The 18,130-nt window shown below is 53.4% G+C and carries 15 protein-coding genes and 3 pseudogenes; 15 read left to right on the top strand and 3 right to left on the bottom strand.

Going from position 1 to position 18,130, the window contains the following annotated elements:
* From NWP14_RS17770 to NWP14_RS17805, 8 genes and pseudogenes are all read left to right on the top strand, one after another.
* A pseudogene (locus NWP14_RS17770) lies at nt 1-118 on the top strand (IS30 family transposase); the annotation flags it as partial.
* A gap of 377 nt (nt 119-495) precedes the next feature.
* On the top strand, nt 496-798 hold the full coding sequence (locus NWP14_RS17775; protein WP_155011344.1) for a hypothetical protein: 303 nt from the start codon (nt 496-498) through the stop codon (nt 796-798).
* 366 nt (nt 799-1,164) lie between these two features.
* Entirely contained in the window at nt 1,165-1,485 is a 321-nt protein-coding gene (locus tag NWP14_RS17780; protein WP_375215751.1) for a hypothetical protein, read from the top strand.
* Between the two features lie 3 nt (nt 1,486-1,488).
* Nucleotides 1,489-2,088 carry a hypothetical protein gene (locus NWP14_RS17785; protein ID WP_375215752.1) on the top strand — a complete coding sequence of 200 codons (600 nt, stop codon included), beginning with the start codon at nt 1,489-1,491 and terminating at the stop codon, nt 2,086-2,088.
* Nucleotides 2,089-2,547: 459 nt separating this feature from the next.
* Nucleotides 2,548-2,692, top strand: a pseudogene (locus tag NWP14_RS17790) (IS3 family transposase); the annotation flags it as partial.
* A 332-nt stretch (nt 2,693-3,024) separates the two neighbouring features.
* Nucleotides 3,025-5,397 (top strand): annotated as a pseudogene (locus tag NWP14_RS17795) (hemagglutinin repeat-containing protein); the annotation flags it as partial.
* Nucleotides 5,394-5,684 (top strand): hypothetical protein, encoded by a 291-nt coding sequence (locus NWP14_RS17800; RefSeq protein WP_095099052.1) that lies wholly within the window; start codon nt 5,394-5,396, stop codon nt 5,682-5,684. The pseudogene NWP14_RS17795 and the gene NWP14_RS17800, both read left to right, overlap by 4 nt.
* Before the next feature lie 135 nt (nt 5,685-5,819).
* Nucleotides 5,820-6,140: a hypothetical protein gene (locus tag NWP14_RS17805; protein WP_189339849.1), complete on the top strand. Its 321-nt coding sequence runs from the start codon at nt 5,820-5,822 to the stop codon at nt 6,138-6,140.
* Between the two features lie 200 nt (nt 6,141-6,340).
* Here NWP14_RS17805 and NWP14_RS17810 read toward each other — a convergent pair whose 3' ends face one another.
* Together NWP14_RS17810 and NWP14_RS17815 are read right to left on the bottom strand one after the other, a co-directional pair.
* Nucleotides 6,341-6,802: a SymE family type I addiction module toxin gene (locus NWP14_RS17810; RefSeq protein ID WP_095099058.1), complete on the bottom strand. Its 462-nt coding sequence runs from the start codon at nt 6,800-6,802 to the stop codon at nt 6,341-6,343.
* A 529-nt stretch (nt 6,803-7,331) separates the two neighbouring features.
* Nucleotides 7,332-7,736, bottom strand: a complete 405-nt coding sequence (locus NWP14_RS17815) for a DUF2251 domain-containing protein (protein ID WP_095099061.1) — start codon at nt 7,734-7,736, stop codon at nt 7,332-7,334.
* Between the two features lie 142 nt (nt 7,737-7,878).
* Between NWP14_RS17815 and NWP14_RS17820 the strand changes: the two genes are divergently transcribed.
* Nucleotides 7,879-8,190: a hypothetical protein gene (locus NWP14_RS17820; protein ID WP_095099064.1), complete on the top strand. Its 312-nt coding sequence runs from the start codon at nt 7,879-7,881 to the stop codon at nt 8,188-8,190.
* 699 nt (nt 8,191-8,889) lie between these two features.
* On the opposite strand, the gene NWP14_RS17825 is transcribed toward NWP14_RS17820, so the two are convergent.
* Nucleotides 8,890-10,248, bottom strand: coding sequence for an LLM class flavin-dependent oxidoreductase (locus NWP14_RS17825; protein ID WP_375215753.1), 1,359 nt, complete (start codon nt 10,246-10,248; stop codon nt 8,890-8,892).
* A gap of 233 nt (nt 10,249-10,481) precedes the next feature.
* Here NWP14_RS17825 and NWP14_RS17830 point away from each other — a divergent pair, with 233 nt between their 5' ends.
* From NWP14_RS17830 to NWP14_RS17855, 6 genes are read left to right on the top strand one after another with little or no spacing between them, the layout of a single operon-like run.
* Nucleotides 10,482-12,104 carry an ABC transporter substrate-binding protein gene (locus NWP14_RS17830; RefSeq protein ID WP_095100089.1) on the top strand — a complete coding sequence of 541 codons (1,623 nt, stop codon included), beginning with the start codon at nt 10,482-10,484 and terminating at the stop codon, nt 12,102-12,104.
* Nucleotides 12,101-13,054, top strand: a complete 954-nt coding sequence (locus NWP14_RS17835; RefSeq protein ID WP_045858055.1) for an ABC transporter permease — start codon at nt 12,101-12,103, stop codon at nt 13,052-13,054. Before NWP14_RS17830 ends, NWP14_RS17835 begins: the two co-directional genes overlap by 4 nt.
* Before the next feature lie 2 nt (nt 13,055-13,056).
* On the top strand, nt 13,057-13,893 hold the full coding sequence (locus NWP14_RS17840; RefSeq protein ID WP_375215754.1) for an ABC transporter permease: 837 nt from the start codon (nt 13,057-13,059) through the stop codon (nt 13,891-13,893).
* Between the two features lie 12 nt (nt 13,894-13,905).
* On the top strand, nt 13,906-15,546 hold the full coding sequence (locus tag NWP14_RS17845; RefSeq protein ID WP_375215755.1) for a dipeptide ABC transporter ATP-binding protein: 1,641 nt from the start codon (nt 13,906-13,908) through the stop codon (nt 15,544-15,546).
* A gap of 22 nt (nt 15,547-15,568) precedes the next feature.
* Complete coding sequence (locus tag NWP14_RS17850) at nt 15,569-16,975, top strand: LLM class flavin-dependent oxidoreductase (protein WP_241721477.1); 1,407 nt, start codon at nt 15,569-15,571, stop codon at nt 16,973-16,975.
* Nucleotides 16,972-18,123 carry an LLM class flavin-dependent oxidoreductase gene (locus tag NWP14_RS17855; protein ID WP_375215756.1) on the top strand — a complete coding sequence of 384 codons (1,152 nt, stop codon included), beginning with the start codon at nt 16,972-16,974 and terminating at the stop codon, nt 18,121-18,123. Before NWP14_RS17850 ends, NWP14_RS17855 begins: the two co-directional genes overlap by 4 nt.
* Nucleotides 18,124-18,130: the final 7 nt, after the last annotated feature.

The raw sequence follows: 18,130 nt of genomic DNA on the forward strand, positions 1-18,130 counted from the left end.
TCACAGCCAGCAAAGACTTAACAGTGTTGCCAGACTGCTCAACGAAAGGCCGAGAAAAACGCTAGACTATGAATCACCCGCAGAGCGGTTCAATCAATGTGTTGCATCCATCGGTTGAACTCACAGCGAGGAACGGACGTTCACATGCGTTAACACTGCCAGGAGGCAGGACTAACACCGCCCTGTCTCAATCAACTAAAAACAGATCACTTTTACTAGAACTCATAAAGAAAAAATTATTTTATCGCACATGTGACGAGGAATAAAGATGTTAAATCCGTTTATAAACCTGACCTTGAATTTGATTTTTCCATAAACTAATAATTAGTAACGATCCAAAATCACATGGCGAGAAGGAAGGGGGAATGGGTAATAAAAAAATCATTACCTAAAATTGCATAGCGAAAACAAGAAATAACTTATATTTTATCTATTTTTGATGGCGATTCATTCGCTGCATTCCTCTTTATAAACAATAGCTCTGAGGGTTTAGAGATGTCTGAAGAAGAAATTGAGGTTGTGCTTTATGAGCATGATAGATATATAAAAATATCTCGTTTTTTTGAGGTTGCTGAATTTATAACTAAAGAAAATTTATGGGATGAGGTAAAACTGCTAATGCTTAGCAATGAACTAATTGGTCCAAGAATGATAATTGATAAACATTATGCAAACGCAATAAAGTTAGTTATGGATCGCCATACTCGGAATACAGAACTCCGTAAAGAGCCTATTGTTAAAGCGACACTGCTTTGCGCGCACAAACCGATAAGACCAGATCATGGCGAGGACTATTAAAGCTGACCTATACTTCATTGGTAGCCTTTAAGTAATTTCAGGCCGTATTCATAGCATTCAGTAAGCACGGAAATTCAAGAATGTTATGTACATGGTGAAGTAGCAAATAAAATCACCATGACTGATTAAAAAACATCAACCGATAAGCATATCAACTCAGTATAAAACATTGTAATAAAATCGACAAACCTCCTTTCATCTACGTGTCGATAAACTTATATTATGCTCGTAAGGTTATTGTTTCATTATGTATCCTTTAAACTATAGTCTGAAACATTCTTTGAGGTCGTAACATTAAGAATCAGCATAGATAGTTGCATTTAATAAACCAAAACATCGAGTTATAATTCGATTTTAGGAGATGTAATGTCTCGAACATATTCTATAGAATGTAAATCATCAACATCATCTATGACTATTACAATAGTCAATAGTTTGAATCCTTTTCCAGGAAGTGATACATGGAGTTGCACACCTTCGAGTGCGATGTCCGAAAATAGTGGCACCATAGCCAATTGGGGCACTACATCGACTTTTTTACATGCTGCAGGGGTTGGCCCTGTAATTGAACTTATCAAGTTCAATAAAGAAATTGATGTCGGGCAATCCGGAACGGGTAATAAATTAGACCCTGATGGCTTCTTCCCGACCGGTTCTTTCACTTGGCAGTGTATTTCTTTGGGGTAAACTATGGCCAGTAATTATTATGATCCTATAGTCTATGCAAATCTCCCTGACTTCTTCCAAGCAAAAGAATTCCTTAGCCACTATCAATCATATATAGATGACGCTGGAGAAATCATAAAGTCATATGGTGTAAATGGCAAGATAGGCATAAATTTACTTCATAAGCATTTTAATCTATTAAGTGATGAGTTACTTGTTCGTCATATCGAAAGAGATAAAATCATCATCAAGCCTTTGAGGATTGGTAAGATCGAAGTTTGTGCTTTTTCTTGGGCCTTTGCAAAAAAGAGCATTGATGCCCCTTATCAACTACATCCTGTGGAATTTATTCGTAAAAATGATTGCCATGAATGGGTTGGATCCATTAACGACTTCATCGGCGAAAATAGTTCATTTCAAAATGAATTATTCAGTTATCTTTCAACTAAAGGGTTGATTAATTATTTTGGTATTGGTCTTAACCCGAGGCCTCTAATGAAAATAGAAAAAAACCAGACATTGATGGAGGAGGATAACCATGCAGAACGAAAATTAATACTTAACATAGTCTCCATTGAAAGTATAGATCATACAGAAAGTACTCAAACACTCTGGACATTCTAAATAGGAGAGTCTCATGGGGTTTTGCGTTATACACTGCGGAATTCATCCTCCACCAAAATGCCAAATTCATTGCGGCCTTCACTGCCAAGTTCATTGTGGGATACACCTACCACCAATTGACGATATTGTTTGCAAAGCTTGTGAGGTGAATCCGTTATGGCCGATAGCGGAAGCTGCCCTACGTAAGGCTAAAGAGGCAAATCTAATCACTAGAGATGATTGGCAAAGTTTACTCGATTTAACAATTTACACAGCAACTGAAGTTAATGCTATTGCGGGAATTATCGCAGCATCATGCGGCAACTGCCTCACAAAAAAAGTATTTGGGTAACATTCACATTTATATGCCTAATGTTAAACACCTTTTAAATTGTCTACGCATAGATGCACTTATTAAAATCGCCTTTATGAACTGCACCCCAAAAGTTGGACACTCAACGAAGTAAGGTGCAGTTTTTTATGATCAAGTATTCTCTCAGCTTTAAGTTGTGTAACACTATCTTTTCGGCGTGGAAGGGTCGAAAGCGACTGCAAAGCGTTTTGGTATCGATCACAGTGCCGTTCGTAAGTGGACTGAAAGCTTCATGGCGAAGCCGGACTTACTGTAAGTATCTCTGCAAAATGAACCATTCACGTTTAGATAGTCCCTGACACTCCAACTTCCGGTTTTGGCACGGAGCGGACTGTCAGATTAGGCCTAAATCAGTTCATATGCAGTATCGGATCACCAGGAAGCTACTTCTCCTCCGACAACATATCTACCCTATCCTGTTACGCCAACCATTATCTAACATACTAATAAATAATAAAATACTGCAGAATCAAAGCACCATTTTTCGCTAAACTACGAGTGTGGCAGATCTGCGGATCATGGCGAGCGGTAGCCTTGCCTGCTCATCACCGCGGATAGAGCACCATCTCAGCATCACCGCCCGCGAAGGCGACCTGAATGCGGTCGGCAGCCAGTTGAAGGCGGGCAACGACGTGGCCCTCTCCGCCAGCAGCGACCTGAACCTGATCTCTGCTGAAAACACCTCGCTGCTTGAAGGCAAAAACGAAAGCAAAAGCGGCACGGTCGGCGTCGGGATTGGCGTGGGCTCCGGCGGCTGGGGGAGCAGCGTCTCCGCCAGCGCCAACAAGGGCAAAGGCAGCGAAAGCGGCAACGGCACCACCCACAGCGAAACCACCGTCGATGCCGGCAACAGCCTCATCCTCAACAGCGGACGCGACACCACCCTCACCGGCGCCCAGGTCAGCGGCGACACGGTTATCGCCGATATCGGCCGCAACCTGACCCTCACCTCCGAGCAGGACAGCGACCGCTACGACTCCAAACAGCAGAACGCCAGCGCCGGGGGCAGCTTCACCTTCGGCTCGATGAGCGGCTCCGCCAGCGTCAACCTCAGCAAGGACAAGATGCACAGCAACTACGATTCCGTGGTGGAGCAGACGGGCATCTTTGCCGGCAAAGGCGGCTATGACATCACCGTCGGCGAGCATACCCGGCTGGATGGCGCGGTGATTGGCAGCACTGCCACCGCAGATAAAAACCGCCTCGACACCGGCACGCTGGGCTGGGGCGATATCGACAACCGCGCCGATTTTAAAACCGAGCACCAGAGCGTCGGGTTCAGTACCGGTGGCAGCATCGGCAGCCAGTTTGCGGGGAACATGGCCAACGGCCTGCTGACCGGCGGGAACAACGAGGGCCACGACAGCAGCACCACCCGCGCGGCGGTCAGCGATGGTGACATCATCGTGCGGGATAAGGGTAAGCAACAGCAGGACGTGGCGAACCTCAGCCGCGACGTAGAGCATGCCAACCAGGCCCTGTCGCCGATATTTGATAAGGAGAAGGAGCAGCAGCGCCTGCAGCAGACCCAGTTGATCGGCGAGATTGGCAACCAGGTGGCGGATATTGCGCGCACCGAGGGACAGATTAACGCCATCAACGCAGGCAAGGCCGAGCTGGCGGCCCACGATGTGCACGAGCCGGAGAAAGGCGCCAGCAAGGAGGCCTGGGAGCAATATAACGCTCAGTTGGCCGCCACCGAAGGCTATAAGGCCGCGCAGCAGCAATGGGGCACCGGGAGCAGCGTCCAGCAGGCGATTCAGGCGGCAACCGCCGCCGTGCAGGGGCTGGCGGGCAGCGACCTGAAGGCAGCGCTGGCCGGCGGCGCGGCGCCGTATGTGGCGGAGGTTATCGGCCACTACAGCAATCTGGACGATGCGGGCAAGGTCGCCGCGCACGCGGTGGTCAACGCCGCCCTTGCCGCCGCGCAGAACCAGAGCGCCCTCGCCGGTGCCGCGGGCGCTGCAACCGGCGAACTGATCGGCATCATCGCCACACAGATGTACGGCAAAACGGTCAGCGAACTGGACGAAACTCAGAAGCAGACCGTCTCGACGCTGGCAACGCTGGCGGCGGGACTGGCGGGTGGGCTGGCCGGTGACAGCAGCGCCTCTGCGGTTTCCGGCGCGCAGGCCGGGAAAACGACGGTTGAAAATAATTATTTAAGCAGCACTCAGGCATTGGCCTTTGATAAGGAGCTTGCAGATTGCCGGAAATCAGGAGGTGATTGCCAGGCCGTTATTGATAAGTGGAAGCAAGTTAGCGATAAGCAAAGTGCTGAAACCGATCAGAAGCTGAAGGATAACCCGCTGGAAGCCGTAGTTGTTGATAAAGAAGTGGCTCAGGGCGGTATTGATATGGCCGATCGCCCTGACTGGTTGAATGGCATTGGTGCCGATGTAATGAGCAGTGATGAGGCCAAAGCCTACGTTCAGCAGTGGAACGGCCGGGATCTGACGAAAATAGATCAAAATAGTCCTGAATGGATGAAGTATGCCGCGTTCGTATCTGATCCAGAAAATCAGGCTGCATTAGTATCACTGGGAATGTTAGGTAAAGATCTTGTACTGATAGCAAAAAATAGTTTTACAACTAAGTCATTATTTAATGAAATGACAGCTCAGGGTATTAAGTTTACACCTGAAAATGTTGTGAGTGCTGCAAAAGACAGTAGCGGCAAGATTATTTTTCTTGAAAAAGGTAGCTCCAAAGCAGGGCTGCAACATATTGTGGAAAGCCATGGTAGCCAATTTGCGCAAATAGGTGTATCAGAGGCGCGCATTCCTGATATAGTAATGAAAGCCGTCACTGATGGTAAAATAGTTGGTTTTCAAGGCAATGGCACTGGCCGTCCAATTTATGAGACCATGATAAACGGTAAGAAATATAATATTGCTGTCACCGTAGGAAATAACGGGTATATCGTGGGAGCCAATTTACGAGGTTCAGTAAAATGAAAAAAATAAAATTAATGGCTGATTATCAGTGTCATCCATTGTGGGGAGTAGCTCCTGAAGAACTTGGTGATATATCACCTGAAAAATTGCCAATATCTTCAGGATTAAAAAGTAGTCTTGAAGAGTGGGCTAAGCGATATGATGCCATTCTCAATATCGATGATCCTGCATCATCGGGTTTTAAAAATAAGGAAGAAGAAAAGTTGTTTATTGACGATGGCTATAAATTAGCCCAACGTCTTCGTGAAGAACTAGGGAATGAATACGAAATAATTTATCAGTCTTGAATGATAAAATCCCGGCCACTGAGCCGGGATTTTATCTTTAACGAGTACTTACTGTGGAGCAGACACAGGCTGGACTGGATAAACTGGCTAAAGGTGACCTGCCTGAAGGTGATAACATCACAGAAGTGATTGTGGATGGCTATAAGTGTTGGTATAGCAACAACAGGCGCTTGGCTAGGTGGAAATTTTGGTAAATATGCACCTGGAGTCATCAATTCAATAACAGGAAAGGAAGTACCTGGTTTCACTTTTGATACCGTAGGTTCACTTGGAACAGAGTTTTTAGGTGGGTATACAAAAGAGTTACTAAATAAACCTGTGCAGAAAGATACATCTAAACAAGATAACGAAGGAAAAAATGATTTCATATATCAAACTATTAATTTACTCTTGCATTTTCTGCATATTGGTCTGTTTTATTTTAGGCGTTGGAGCTTCATTCATCGAACATATTAAAAACGGTTACTTTTTGATCCCCGAAGGACAGATAAAAAGAGCAATTGTTTTTGGATGCATTGCAGGGGTGGCTATTACGTTAGCAACTATAGTTTTTAATTTAATAGATAAATACAACTCGCGAAAATTACCTCCTTCAGATCCTGATTGATCTTCACAAAAAACCGGCCGCCTGAGCCGCCGGGATTTTACTTTAAGGATCAGTCACGGCTTCGATTCAGGCAATCATAGCGGGGCTTCTCCCGCCGGATGACCGGCAGGTCACCGGTATTATTAAGCGCACCGGGGAACATCTTGATCCATAAGTCCATTTTCTTCTTGCTGAAATGAGCCGCGCTTAACCCTTCGGCACAACCGAACAACTCCCGGCTGTTCTGGGCGGTGATCACAATGCAATCTGGCATCACTCTGATTTTTATCGGCATACCCGGTGTAAATCCGGCCTGCGAAAGCCAGTCACCCTGGAGAGGGATATAGTCATGCCGCATACGGTCATAAAACTCCGTGCGGTTAAGCGGTTGTGATGACTCCGTTGTGGATCTATTCTGCAAGTGCTTAACGGATTTTTTACGTAACAGCTCGCAATTTTCGCCACTAGTTTCTGATTCATCAGATTCTATTTTGGCAATAGCACTTTCTGGCTTAAAATTCTGCTCAGCCATATTCAACTCCCGTTTAGTTGTCTGTGGTTAGCGGTAAAAAGGTGGTGGTACACCTTCTTACCGCGCTCTTTAAAAACCTTCCTGTTTATTCCATCCCTCAGTTATGACAAGAGAAGTTTTATCTGGCTTCATTATATCGCACTGAATAAAAACACAGTATATATTGCATAGACATTGTTGATTATTGCGAAGTGGATTCAGGGAATAATATAATTTCATGTAACGTTGCATTATTAATAAGGACACACCGTTTTTCTGCCATCAGTAGCGGCATTGATGGTATGCATCCCCTGCCCTCCATCAAGAATGGCGGACTGCCGAACACCTCCTCCCATACCCTGGACACAGTGGCGAGTCAGATGTACAGGCAACGAGGTGAACGGCAACACTAAAGGGCAGCGCTGAGCGAGAAGCGGACATTCGGAATACATAGTTTATCTCCTGAGAGTCCAGGAAATCGTCCGCCCTCTTCAGAGTGACATTATAAATATGGATAGAGAATAAAGTCAGGCGTTAAGCCCACCGTAACTCACCGGAAAAAGTCATCCACCGAATCGCTCCACTCATGGCCGGACACAGACCATACCTTGTTTATCGGGGGAGGAAATCCGCTTCTGCAGTACCCATTTTTCCCCACGAAATCGAACGCTCCATGCGGATATCCGTTGATAAGGAGCACGCACTTCTGACTGTCTTCTGACCAGCCGATTTTAACGTCAGAAGGAATGTGGCCGTCTGAAATATCCTCGACATTGTAGATATGTACTGCATCCTGAATCGGGTTTCCATCAACGGACTCATCGAGCGCGTAGAAATACCCGGTCTGGCCGTCGTCTTCAAATACGGCGGCCAGCATCCCCTCAGGAGCCAGGCTTTTTATCACCTGCGCTTCTCCAGTAATGAGCTGAGCCTGTATCGTCACTAAAATCGTCATACCGATGACTCTCCTTTCCCTGGTTGTTTGGTTAGGCTGCTTTCTAACTGACAAGCAATCTACCATAACATCCCGATCGCGAATCACACTTCCTCCCATACCATGTTATGGTTAAAAACTTTCATAACATGAGGATAGATGCATGGTAGTCAGAACATGGCACGGATGCGTACCGTTCAGGCATGCAGAAGGCTTTGCAAATCATCTGCAAAAGACAGGTGTTGAACATTCTGAAGGGACACCAGGAAATCTGGGAGCATATGTACGCAGAGAGACGCAGGGTGAATGGGAGCATTTCTTCCTGGCAACTTACTGGAAAGATCTTGATGCCGTGAAAGCATTCGCAGGCGAACAGTACCAGATTGCAGTCACCTATCCGGATGACGAGCAATTTGAGCTGCTATCTGATCCTTACGTTTTCCAACACAATGTCCAGACGGTATCACCTCTATAGTCATTCACTGGCCGCTGCCATGAGGCGGCCTTTTTCTCTTCTGAGTCTGCCCAGTTCTCATATTTAATTTAATAAAGAGTTCTTTGCAGTACCACCGCCAGCACCCTCAGACTGATAACAACCGTAATAATTGAATGCTTTTCAGCGCAGTGAAAAATAATATTGTTTTGAGCATTATCGGACTGGACCAGTAAGGTTTGAAATGAAAGGATCGTGTTTGTGCGGGGGTATTCCTCCGAAAGATGTGCTGACAGTTTTTCTGAGGGATTATAATCACTGACAGGAATGTTCTTCTGCTAATCGCTTAACTAGCGACTTAAATGGCCGATTTGAGCGAGTAGAGGAAATTCGAAATTGTTCTCACCGCCAGTTAATCTTGACCAGGTCTGGACCATACTCGAGCCAGGGTCATAAAAGGCTCACCGACGAAAACGGTGAGCCTGCTGCTTATTAACGTATCACGCTAACATTTTCCAGTTTCACTGAACTTTCAGGTTTATCACCTACTTGCATAGAGACCGGGACAAATACGTTGAATTCTTGCAGCCAGGCGAGTTTATTACTGCTTCCCTGCTGCCCTTCATTCGTTTCATAACACTCAACTAATAGATACTTCCCACTAAACTCAGGTGCAATGCTATTCGCGTCCCCAGGACTAACACCACTCAGATATGCAGCTTCCGACTTTCGTTCTGTGCGCTAATTTTGCTGCGACGGATGATCGGCTGCAGGCTCGGCACCGCCGTCGGGGAATAGCCGCTGACGCAGCGTCAGCGTCTCAGTCGGGTTCCCTAACAGGCCGCGCTGTTTCAGCTCCGGGATCACCCAACGGGCAAAATCCTCAAAACAGCCTGGAGAAAGCCACTGCGCAAGATTAATGCCATCGGTATCGCTCTCTTGCAGCCATTGCGCCAACTGCCCGGCAACGCTGGTACCACTGCCGACAAAGGTCTTCTGCCGCCCTAGCCCCTGCTCAGGATGAAATACTTCGCGCAGCGTGCGGCTCGGTTGTCCATCCTCGCCGGCGACCATTTTCAGCAGCGAGCGGTTAGAGTTGGTCTGCTGCCATGCCAGTGGCGCATCCAGCGAATGGCCGGAAAGATCGACGCCGGTGCTGGCGCCATAATGGATCAACGCGCCCTGTAAATCATAGCGCGCGCGTCGTTCTGAATAGCGCTGCTGCGCTTCACGCTCGGTCTCTGCGGTAATGACCGTTACCGCGCTGATAAACTTAATTGCCCCCGGCGAGCGGCCAAACTCCGCCGCCCGCGACTTAATGGCCGTGACCTGTCGATGGACGCCGCTGGCGTCCAGCCCGGCGACAAACACCACCTCCGCATGACGAGCAGAAAAATCAATGCCGCGTGGCGAGCCCCCGGCCTGAAAAATGACCGGCGTCCGCTGCGGGCTGGGTTCAGAGAGGTGCGCGTCCGGCACGGTAAACCAGCGCCCCTGATGGCGGATCGGGTGGACTTTGGCGGGGTCGGTATAAAGCCCCTCCCTCTTATCACGCTTCAGCGCCGCCCGCTCCCAGGAGTGCTGCCACAATTTGTAGCTAACTGTCAGAAACTCGTCGGCACGCTCGTAGCGTTCGTCATGATCGATCTGCTTTTCCAGTCCGAGATTGCGCGCCGCGCTCTCCAACTGTGAGGTTACGACGTTCCAGGCAATACGCCCATTGGTCAGGTGATCGAGAGTGGTAAATTTTCGCGCCAGCAGGTAAGGCTGCTCATAGGTAGTGGAGACGGTGATACCGAACCCCAGCCGCTTTGTCTGTGCCGCCATGGCGGAGACCAACAGCAGCGGATCGATAAGCGGAGACTGGATGCCTTGCTTAAGCGAGGCCGCAGGGCTGCCCTGCCAGCTGTCAATCAGCCCCAGCGCATCGGCAATAAACAGGCAGTCAAAATCGTTCTCTTCCAGCAGCTTCGCCAGACCTACCCAGTACTCAATATCGGTATAACGATGGCTTTGGTCCTGCGGGTCGCGCCACATACCGTAGTTAATATGTGAAACTGCCGCCATCGTAAACCCGCTGAGAATAATGTTATTGCGCATGTCATTTACCGAAATAAAAAGAACTGACAATAAATAAAACCATTTTTATCGACAATTATTAAATCCGGCAAACCAAAGTCGAAAACCGCAAATTAAAAAAATAGAATATAAAATCACAAATGCGCATTTATGCTCTTTTTTTTCCAGTGCTAACATCGCCTTCAGACCTGATGGAAAGACAAAAAATTCAGGCAAATATTACAAAGACCTGCATTCAAAACTTGGACATCGCCATGAAAAACAAGAACTTTCCATCCGGGATATTATTATCTCGTCGTAAGCTATTACAGCTTACGGCTATTTCCACCACATTATTAATGGGATTAGGACTGCCCGGTTTGTCCTTTGCTGAGGATAGCGATGAGAAATCTCGTTATGGCAAAATCTTAATTATTGGTCAGGCTCTGGAACCGACGATTTACGATCCTAACCGACAGTATTCTTATGAAACCTACCGGGTTGATAAACATATTTACGAGTCGTTGGTCGCAGAAGATCTCTCCGTACCCGCGGCGCAGGGCACCCCGCCGATCGTCCCCGGACTGGCGACCCGCTGGGAAATCAATGATGATGCAACCGTCTTTACCTTCCATCTCCGCGAAGGGGTCAAGTTCCATGACGGCACGTCGTTTGACGCCGAAGCGGTGCGTTTTAACGTGCGCCGTTATACCGATCCACAGTTTGAATACTATGACGCCCGCTCACAGGCCACCATGGCTCAGGTCTATCACGATCTGAAAGCAATTGAGGTCGTTGATCCGCTTACCGTCCGCTACACCTTCAACCAGCCTTTCCCTGATTTCCTGCGTTTCTTGCCGCAGGGCAACTGGGTTTCCGGTATTTTCAGCCCGGAGGCGCTGAAAAAATGGGGTCAGGACGGGCTGGCGGAGCACCCTACCGGCACCGGCCCGTACCGCTTTGTGCTGCGGGTACGCAACGACCGCACCGAGCTGGTTCGCAACGACGACTGGTGGGGGAAAAAGCCGTATATGGAAAGGCTGATCTTCCGTCCAATTCTCGACGGCAGCACTGGCGTCAGCGCGCTGCAATCAGGCCAGGTGGATATCCTGTCACGTACCCCGACCGACGCGGTAGATCTGCTCTCACAAAGCGGCTATACGGTGCACGACAGCACAGAGGCCAACCAGCTGTTCCTCGGCTGGAACTTTGCCAATAAATATACCAGCCAGCTGGCGGTCCGTCAGGCGGTGATTAAGGCCATCAACCGCGAAGAGCTGGTGAAATCGCTGCTCAACGGCCACGCGGTGGCGAGCTACAGCATACTCAACCGTTCTAATGAAGCTTTTCTGGCCGAGCAGAAAGACTATGCCTACGACCCGGAAGGGGCGAAAAAGCTGCTGGCCGATGCGGGCTACCAGCCCGGCGAAGTGAGCTTCACCATCATCACTTACGACCAGAACCAGCCGGTTATCGAGTGGATCCAGCGCGATCTCAGCAAGGTCGGCATTACCGTGAAGGTCGTGTCGCAGGAGTGGATCACCTACAGCTCGCATCTGGCCAACCTCGCCGATGATACCGGGCTGTTCACCATGGAGTGGGGGCTGATTAGCCCGCAGTGGCTGAACGTGGCGTGGAAAAACTACGTGGTTTCGCGGGGCAAAGGCGAAAAGGTGATTACCGGCGTCGCGCCGCTGATTGCCGAGGCCAGCGTAACCATCGACCGTCAGAAAGCGTTGACCCTGTGGCACCAGGTCAACCAGCAGTTCCAGCAGCAGGCGGCGTTCGTCCCGCTGCTGGAGCTGAACCGCGTGTTTACCACATCGCCTGCCGTCCAGGGCTTTAACGTACCGGCGCAGAACTTCTACGACCTGACCCGCGTGTGGCTGAAATCATGATACGCATCGTACTGCTTCGGCTGGCGCAGGCCGTCCCGCTGCTGTTTCTGATCTCGCTGCTGGTGTTCCTGATTGCTAAGCTGGTACCCGGCGACCCGATCGCCAACGCGCTGGCCGGCCAGCTCTCCGCCGAAGCTATCGAGCAGATCCGTCACGTCTACGGGCTGGATAAACCGGCGGCGGTCCAGTACCTGCTGTGGCTGAAAAATCTGTTCAGCGGTGACTGGGGAACTTCGCTGACCCTGCGCGCGCCGGTGGTAGAGGTACTGAGTAGCGCCTTCGCCAATACCGCCATCCTTACCGGCGCCGCGGTGCTGATGTGCCTGATCCCCGGAGTGGCGGTCGGCGTGGCGTGCGGCCTGTGGCAGAACACCCGCCGTGACCGTCTGGTGATGCTATTGGTGCAGCTCGGCCACAACGTCCCCATCTTTTGGCTGGCGGTGTTTTTCATCTGGCTGTTCGCCGTCAAGCTGCGCTGGTTTCCGGTCTCCGGCATGTACGACATGCGAGGCGATCGCGGACTCGGCGATCTTCTGCACCATCTGTTTTTACCGGCGCTTTCGACGGCGCTGATCTCAATGCTGATCCTCGCTCGTCAGGTGCGTAACAGCGTAATTGGCATTATGAATGCCGACTACATCCGCACCTACCGTGCGCTAGGCTATCCCACCGCGCTGCTGCTATGGCGGCACCTCGGACGCAATCTTCTGGCGCCAATTGTCAGCATTACCGGGCTGCAAATCGGCTACCTGCTGAGCGGCGTCATTTTTATCGAGAAAATTTTCGCCTGGCCCGGCATTGGCACCCAGCTGTACAACGCCGCGGCTGGCCAGGACTACCCCACCATTCAGACCGGGGTGATGCTGATTGCCGCTTGCTTCCTCGCCGTCAACCTGCTCAGCGACATCCTGCAGGATTGGCTCGACCCGCGCCACCAGGGAGCCCGCTAATCATGACCACGACCCTGTTCCTGCGCCGGCTCTCCCGACACGGGCTGGCACTGTTCGGCCTGTTTATTTTGCTCACCGCGCTGCTGATCTCTCTGCTGGCTCCGTGGCTTTCGCCATACGACCCGCTCGCTTCGTTTGACGGCCTGCGCCTGGCGCCGCCGGGAACGCCGGGTCATTTACTCGGCCTGGATAATCAGGGACGCGACGTACTGAGCCGAATCATCTGGGGCGGGCGTAGCCTGCTTACGGCTTCGGTGCTGCCGATTATCTTCGCCGCGCTGATTAGCCTCGCGCTCGGCATGCTGGCAGGTTTTCGCGCCTCGGCCTTTTCCGAACTGATTATGCGCAGTATGGACATGCTGTTCGCCTTCCCGATGGTGCTGTTGGCCATCGGCCTCTCAGCGGTGCTGGGCAGCGGCTATCCGACGCTCATCATCACCCTGATTTGCAGCGTCATTCCCTACCTCACCCGCGTGGTCTATCGGGATACTCGCGCCGAGGCGGCGAAAGAGTACGTCGAGGCGCTACGCGCCCAGGGGGCGTCGACCGTCGACATTCTGTTCCGTGAAATCCTGCCCAACGTGGCGACGCCGCTGCTGGTTTACACCACCTCGTTGCTCGGCGGCATGGTGGTATTTCTGGCCGGCCTCAGCTTCCTCGGCCTCGGCGTACAGCCACCGCAGGCGGACTGGGGACGCATGGTTGGCGAAGGCGCGCAGATGATGATCCTCGGTGCGCCGCACGTCGCTACCGCTCCAGCCCTGGCGATCGTGCTGCTGTCGTTGGCTTTTAACTGGCTGGGGGACGGCTTGCGCGATCTCCTTGACCCTTACCAATAAGGAGCGGCAACCATGAGCCTGCTGCAGATTGCCCACCTTAACGTGCTTTTTCACCGCCAGAACGTGCAGGCGGTGGACGATGTCTCCCTGACCGTTGCTCCCGGCGAAGTGCTGGCGCTTGCGGGCGAATCCGGTTCCGGAAAAAGCGTCACCGCCGCCGCCATTCTCGGCCTGCTGCCTGCGGGCCAGGCGACGGTCAACGGCAGCATCGCTTTTGACGGCCAGCCCTTGTTGCACCAATCCACCGCGCGGCTTAATCGTCTGCGCGGACACGATATTGCGATGGTGTTTCAGAACTCGCTTTCCACGCTCGACCCGTCATGGCGAGTGGGCAAGCAGCTGCAGCACAATCTGCGCCGCCTGCATCCGGCGCTGGGGCGGCGTGCTCTGCGTGATGAGGCGCTGACGTGGCTTACCCGGATGAAAATCCGTCAGCCGGAGCAGGTAATGGCGCTCTATCCGCACCAGCTTTCCGGCGGTATGCGCCAGCGCATCCTGATTGCCCTCGCCGCCATGTGCCGCCCGCGGCTGCTGATTGCCGATGAGCCCACCACCGCGCTGGACGCCACCGTGCAGCGCGAGGTGCTCCAGTTGCTCAAAGAGCTGTGCCAGCAGCAGCAGATGGCGCTGCTGATCATTACTCACGATTTCGGCGTGGTGGCCGCGTTAAGCGACCGCGTCGCAGTTATGCAGCACGGGCGCATCGTTGAGCAGGGGTCAACGGCTGACCTTATCGCCGCGCCGCAGCACCCGTATACCCAATCGCTGCTGGCGGCGGTACAGTGGCCGAACACCACGCCGGTGGCCGAATACCACGACGAAGACGCGCCGCTGCTGCAAACCCGCGGATTGGGAAAAGATTTCTGGCGCCGGGAGACGCGGGGATGGTGGCCGAAAAAGGTGGCCGTTACGGCGGTTAACGACGTCAGCCTGACCGTTCAGCGCGGCGAAATTGTCGGCATTATCGGCGAGTCCGGGTCCGGAAAATCCACCCTGGCGCGGCTGCTGGCGCAGCTGATCCCAGGCGATCGCGGCGAAATGCGCTTTGCCGGCGAGCTGGTGAGCAACAAGGATAAGGACAGCATCACCGCCCTGCGTTGTCAGCTTCAGTGCGTCTTTCAGGACAGCCTGGCCTCATTCAACCCGCGTCTGACGCTGGAAGAGCAGCTGGTTCGCCCGCAGTTCCGTCTTGGCACGGTCGCACAGCGCCCGCAGGCGGTAGCGCGCGCCAGGTCCCTGTTTAGCGAAGTTGGGCTGGACGTCGCACTGCTGCAGCGCTATCCGCACCAGCTCTCCGGCGGTCAGCGCCAGCGCGCCAATATCGCCCGCGCCCTGGCGGTGAATCCCCGCTTCCTGCTGCTCGACGAACCCACCTCCGCGCTGGATCTCACGGTACAGGCGCAGGTAATGGCGCTGCTCACTCGTATGCATCGCCAGCACGCCCTGACCTGCCTGTTTATCAGTCACAACCTGGCCCTGGTCGCGCAGTTTTGCCAGCGCATTGTGGTGATGGCCCGCGGCCAGATAGTGGACGATTTCCCGCGCCACGCGCTGTACGCCGCGGATCGTCATCCGATCACCCGGCAACTGCTGGCCGCCAGCTACCTGCTGCCAACGGGCACGACGGACGCGGCATTAAAACGTTTTGCCTGACCCATTTTAATAAGGACGCACCATGACAACCGCAAAAAAACAGCTGTTATTCAACGGCTTTATGATGAACGTCGTCGGCCATGTCTCCGCCGGACTGTGGCGGCACCCCGATGACCGAGCCAGCGAATACACGACTCTCGACTACTGGCTGCACATTGCGCGCCTGCTCGATGAGGCCGGTTTTGACGCTATGTTTATCGCCGACGCGCTGGGGCAGATAGACGTCTACCAGGGCAAACCCGATGCCGCGCTGCGTACCGCCGCGCAGTCGCCGGTCAACGATCCGCTGCTGCTGGTCTCGGCGATGGCCGCCGCCACCCGACAGTTGGGGTTTGGCATCACCGTTTCAACCACCTACGAGCATCCGTATCTGCTGGCGCGCAAGTTCACCACGCTCGACCACCTGACCAAGGGGCGAGTGGCGTGGAACATCGTGACGTCGGTGCTGGAGTCCGCCGCGCGTAACCTCGGGCTGGAAAAACAGATGGACCACGACGAACGCTACGAGCGTGCGCAGGAGTTCCTTGAGGTGACCTACAAGCTGTGGGAAGGCTCGTGGGAAGACGATGCGGTACGCCGTGACCGCGAGGCGGGCGTCTATACCGACCCCGCCAAAGTCCACCCGATCCGCCATCAGGGGCGCTGGTTTACCGTGCCGGACGCGCACCTCTCTGAACCCAGCCCGCAGCGAACGCCGGTGCTGTTCCAGGCAGGCACCTCTGACCGGGGTCGTCTGTTTGCCGCACAGAATGCCGAAGTCGTGTTCCTCGGCGGCACCACGCCGCAGTCGATCGCGCAGAATATCGACAAAATTCGCACGCTGGCGCATGAACAGGGGCGCGGCGCCGAGGCAATTCGCTTTATCACCGCCATCAGCGTGGTGGTCGATGAGGACGATGCCAGGGCTCACGCCAAATTCCAGGACTACCTCAACTACACCAGTCAGGAAGCGGCGCTGGCGCTGTTCTCTGCCTGGACGGGAGTGGACTGGTCCGGCTGGTCGCTGGACGAGCCGCTCAAATATATCGAAACCAACGCCAGCCGTTCGGCGCTGGCCGGGCTGACGCGCATTGACGCTGAGCGCCAGTGGACGGTGGGCGATATCAGTAACTACATCGGCATCGGCGGAATTCACCCGACGCTGGTGGGTAGTCCGCAGAGCGTCGCCGACCAGCTGGAAGCCTTTGCCGACGCCTCCGGGGTTGATGGCTTCAACCTCGCCTACGCCATCAGCCCCGGCAGTTTCGAAGATTTTGTCCGCTGGGTGGTGCCGGAACTTCAGGCGCGGGGACGCATGCGTCAGGCGGACGGTACGTCGCTCACCCTACGCGAACGCCTGCAGGGTCGCGGGCAGCAGCGGCTGCGCGACGATCACCCCGGCACCCGCTTTCGTCAACTAACAGACGGCTATCCTCAGGAGGTGCAATGAGCATCCATCTGCACTGGTACCTGCCGACCAATGGCGACAGCCGGGGGATCGTCGGCGCAGGCGATGACTCTCAGCACATCAGCGGCATCAGCGGTCAGTTCCGCCCCGCCACCCTCGATTATCTGATCGATATTGCCCGCAGCGCAGAGCGCCTGGGCTTTGAAGGCGTACTGACACCGACCGGCAGCTGGTGCGAAGACGCATGGCTCAGCACCATGGCTATTAGCCAACACACCGAGCGGCTGAAGTTTATCGTTGCCTTCCGTCCGGGTTTTATTTCGCCAACGCTGGCCGCTCATCAGGCGGCAAGCTTCCAGCGGCTGACCGAGGGACGGTTGATGATCAATATCGTCACCGGCGGCGATCCGGTTGAGCAGCGCCGCTACGGCGACCGGCTGGATCACGACCAGCGCTACGCCCGCAGCGGCGAGTTTATCGCCGCGTTTAAAGGCGTTAGTCACGCCAGGAGCAGCGGCCAGCCGTTCGATTTTCACGGCGAGCACTATCAGCTTGAGCAGGCCACCCTGCTACCCTCGCCGTGGTCAGTGCCGCCGGTGTTCTTCGGCGGTTCCAGCCCGGCTGCCCAGCAGGTTGCCGCCGCGCAGGCCGACACCTGGATTAGCTGGGGCGAACCTCCCGAACAGGTCGCGCAGCAGCTGGCGACGGTGCGCGCGCTGGCCGCCGCCCAAGGGCGTACGCCGAGCTTCGGCATCCGCTTTCACGTCATCAGCCGCGACAGCGAAGAAGAGGCCTGGCGTGAGGCCGCCCGCCTGCTGCTCGGCATAACCCCGGAGCGCATTCAAAGCGCCCAGCTGCTTTTGGGGCGCACCGAATCCGTCGGGCAAAAGCGCATGAGTGCTCTGCTTGACGATATTCAGGCCGAGAAGGTGACGCCGGAAAACGTCCGTCTGCTGGAGATCGCCCCTAACATCTGGAGCGGATACGCGCTGGTGCGCGGCGGCGTAGGTACCGCCATCGTCGGCAGCCACCAGCAGGTCGCGGAGAAGATCCAGGCCTTCCACGCGCTGGGCATTGAACACTTTATTTTATCCGGTCAGCCGCATCTTGAAGAAGCTTACTGGTTTGCCGAGGGCGCAGGTGCCCTGCTACGCCGCAGCGGACTGCTGCACTCACCACTCCAACCATAAAAAAACA

This window comes from Klebsiella sp. C349492, assembly GCF_042055345.1.
In the GTDB taxonomy this organism is placed as follows: Bacteria; Pseudomonadota; Gammaproteobacteria; order Enterobacterales; family Enterobacteriaceae; genus Klebsiella; species Klebsiella scottii.

Bases quoted from the DNA above. Each gene is read 5' to 3' on its own strand.
- NWP14_RS17775 (WP_155011344.1), top strand. From the start codon at position 496: ATGTCTGAAGAAGAAATTGAGGTTGTGCTTTATGAGCATGATAGATAT.
- NWP14_RS17780 (WP_375215751.1), top strand. From the start codon at position 1,165: ATGTCTCGAACATATTCTATAGAATGTAAATCATCAACATCATCTATG.
- NWP14_RS17785 (WP_375215752.1), top strand. From the start codon at position 1,489: ATGGCCAGTAATTATTATGATCCTATAGTCTATGCAAATCTCCCTGAC.
- NWP14_RS17800 (WP_095099052.1), top strand. From the start codon at position 5,394: ATGAAAAAAATAAAATTAATGGCTGATTATCAGTGTCATCCATTGTGG.
- NWP14_RS17805 (WP_189339849.1), top strand. From the start codon at position 5,820: ATGGCTATAAGTGTTGGTATAGCAACAACAGGCGCTTGGCTAGGTGGA.
- NWP14_RS17810 (WP_095099058.1), bottom strand. From the start codon at position 6,802: ATGGCTGAGCAGAATTTTAAGCCAGAAAGTGCTATTGCCAAAATAGAA.
- NWP14_RS17815 (WP_095099061.1), bottom strand. From the start codon at position 7,736: ATGACGATTTTAGTGACGATACAGGCTCAGCTCATTACTGGAGAAGCG.
- NWP14_RS17820 (WP_095099064.1), top strand. From the start codon at position 7,879: ATGGTAGTCAGAACATGGCACGGATGCGTACCGTTCAGGCATGCAGAA.
- NWP14_RS17825 (WP_375215753.1), bottom strand. From the start codon at position 10,248: ATGCGCAATAACATTATTCTCAGCGGGTTTACGATGGCGGCAGTTTCA.
- NWP14_RS17830 (WP_095100089.1), top strand. From the start codon at position 10,482: ATGAAAAACAAGAACTTTCCATCCGGGATATTATTATCTCGTCGTAAG.
- NWP14_RS17835 (WP_045858055.1), top strand. From the start codon at position 12,101: ATGATACGCATCGTACTGCTTCGGCTGGCGCAGGCCGTCCCGCTGCTG.
- NWP14_RS17840 (WP_375215754.1), top strand. From the start codon at position 13,057: ATGACCACGACCCTGTTCCTGCGCCGGCTCTCCCGACACGGGCTGGCA.
- NWP14_RS17845 (WP_375215755.1), top strand. From the start codon at position 13,906: ATGAGCCTGCTGCAGATTGCCCACCTTAACGTGCTTTTTCACCGCCAG.
- NWP14_RS17850 (WP_241721477.1), top strand. From the start codon at position 15,569: ATGACAACCGCAAAAAAACAGCTGTTATTCAACGGCTTTATGATGAAC.
- NWP14_RS17855 (WP_375215756.1), top strand. From the start codon at position 16,972: ATGAGCATCCATCTGCACTGGTACCTGCCGACCAATGGCGACAGCCGG.